The sequence below is a fragment of the Streptomyces sp. WM6386 genome (genome assembly GCF_000972385.1).
Taxonomy (GTDB): Bacteria; Actinomycetota; Actinomycetes; order Streptomycetales; family Streptomycetaceae; genus Streptomyces.
Window position 1 is genome coordinate 1 of sequence record NZ_JXTE01000160.1, and the last position, 2,216, is coordinate 2,216.

General features: G+C 66.9%; 2 protein-coding genes. One reads left to right on the forward strand and one right to left on the reverse strand.

Features of this window, described 5'->3' with window-relative positions; genetic code table 11:
• Positions 1 to 672: 672 nt before the first annotated feature.
• On the forward strand, positions 673 to 930 hold the full coding sequence (locus TN53_RS40290; protein ID WP_046263836.1) for a hypothetical protein: 258 nt from the start codon (positions 673 to 675) through the stop codon (positions 928 to 930).
• A 689-nt stretch (positions 931 to 1,619) separates the two neighbouring features.
• Here the strand turns inward: TN53_RS40290 and TN53_RS40295 are convergent.
• Positions 1,620 to 2,216 (reverse strand): LuxR C-terminal-related transcriptional regulator (locus TN53_RS40295; protein WP_046263837.1); only part of this gene is annotated, 597 nt, incomplete at its 5' end.

Below are 2,216 nucleotides of genomic sequence, written 5' to 3' on the forward strand. Positions count from 1 at the left end.
CCGCTGTCCCGCGCTTGGCCTTCGTCAACTCCCCGTCGTGGGGGATCCGTTCAGGCACTTTGGCCAGCGCCCGTTCGTTGTGCCATTCCTGGAACGGGGTGACGAACCGCCAGGCACCGAAGTGAAGCACCTCGTACTCGGAGTTCGGATCGTTTGCCATTCGGGGGTGTCCCCTCCGGGTGGTCGCCGCGGACGGCGCTTGGCTAGCCGTACATCTCAGAGACACCCAAGCGGTGCTTGGGCGGCACACTAGCACATCTAATGTGATCTTTTTACACATTCAATGTTGATCTCATACGCATGAGGTACGCATCCGAAGTGTATCTGAGGCACATGGCATGGTGATTTGCTTGACATCGGATGCCCATCGGGGAACCATGTCCGTAACCAAGCACCACCGGGTCCGCTTGAGGAGACGACGATGGGTCACTTACATGCCCTACGAGCTCCGCCCGGCCGACCGGTTGGCGCGAGCGCCGGCACCGCACCCTTGTGGGGGGACCACGCATGAACGAGGCCTAGTGGTTGCTTCGGTCATATGTGCGGGCGGGCGCCGACTCGATTGCACGAAGCCGTTCGGGAGCCTCCGGCGATGACGCCGGGGGCAGGCGCCCGAGCGTTGTCGTGTCCGGGTCGCATTCGTGCGACATCTTCGAAATTCAAGGAGCCTTCATGCCCGAGCACTCGACGGATACACCTGCGTCCGGGACGACGACTGAACCGCAGGTCACCCGACTCAGCGTGAACATCAACGAAGACACGGCCGCGAAGCTCCGTTGGTACAAGGAACACAAGGGCATCTCGATCACCGAGACCGTCCGGCGCGCGGTCGCGCTTCTGGAACTCGTGGAACGAGAGACCGCGGATGGCAACGAAGTCCTGCTCAAGTCGCGTGACGGCAAGTCCGTCCGGCAGCTTTGGCTGGTCTGATGGGTGAGATACGCAGGAGAAGCCCTGCGATCCGCAACGACAGCCTCCCCAGGGGGATTTCTTTGTGACATGCCTTTGGGGGGCTGTCGGCTCGAAGCCGAACAGGGTTCGTGGCGCCTGAGCCGCCGTGCTGTCCGCACCCTCTGTGAAGTGCCGGCGCAGCGGGCTTCCTCGCCCGCGGGGGAGCAAGAAGGAAGAGACCAGGGCGCCCTGGCTTTCACCCGGCGTTCCCGGAACGGCGATGCTCGAAAGTCCTTCCACACACAACCCGACCGTGCTGGTTCGCGCGGACGCGATCAGGCATGTCGGTATCACCATCGCCGCCAGGTGTCGGTTGCCGAATGGCCTCGCAGGCGACCTGCCGGCTACCGGTGAAGGGGTTGGCTACTCGCCGCCCTCGTCGGGTCCGGGGACGTCCTTCTGCTCGATCGCAGTGAGCTTCCATCCACCCGCACCGCGCCCGTGAGTACAACCGTGCGCCACTACCAGGAGGAGGGATCCCACCGTTCACCAGCGGGCTCACCATGAGTGTGACTCTGCGCGGACAAACGACGAGACGAACTCGGCGTGGGCGGGCGGCCGCCCTGTTCGCCGAGCAGACCCTGTTGCCAAAGACTGCGGCGATGCGCGCAGCCTCGGGGGAGGGCGTGTCTGGGCCCATGACGCCGGCCTGATGCGCCCGGCGGGCCCTAGGACCGGACGCGGGGGCGGAGCATGCCGCTCTCGTAGGCGATGGCGACGAGCTGGGTGCGGGTGCGGGCGCCCAGTTTGACCATGGTGCGGCGGACATGGGTCTTGGCCGTGACCTCGGCGACGACGAGACGGTCGGCGATCTCCTGGGTGGAGAGCCCGGTGCCGACCAGGGACAGCACTTCGCGTTCGCGTGCGGTCAGGTTGTCCAGGGCGGGCACGTCCGGGATGCCGGGGCCGCTCAGACACGCGTCGATCAGAGGGCGGGTCAGCCGCGGGGAGACCAGCGCCCCGCCCTCGCTGACCAGCCGCAGCGCGCGCGGCAGTTCGCCGGTGTCGGTGTCCTGGCACAGCAGTCCGCGGGCACCCGCCCCGAGCGCCTCGAAGGCGAGGGCACAGGAGGCGACATCGACGAGCACGACGACACGGACCCCGTGCGGCCCGGCCCGCCCGACGAGCCGGCGCGTCAGCTCCACACCGTCCAGCCCCGGCAACCGCAACCCCGTCACCAGGACATCGGGCAGCAACCGCCCGGCCAGCTCCTGCGCCCGCCTGCCGTCGCCGCACTCACCCACGACCTCGATGTCCAACTCCCC

What these genes read in the sequence shown, in the direction of transcription:
- TN53_RS40290 (WP_046263836.1), top strand. Translation starts at nt 673, where the DNA reads ATGCCCGAGCACTCGACGGATACACCTGCGTCCGGGACGACGACTGAA.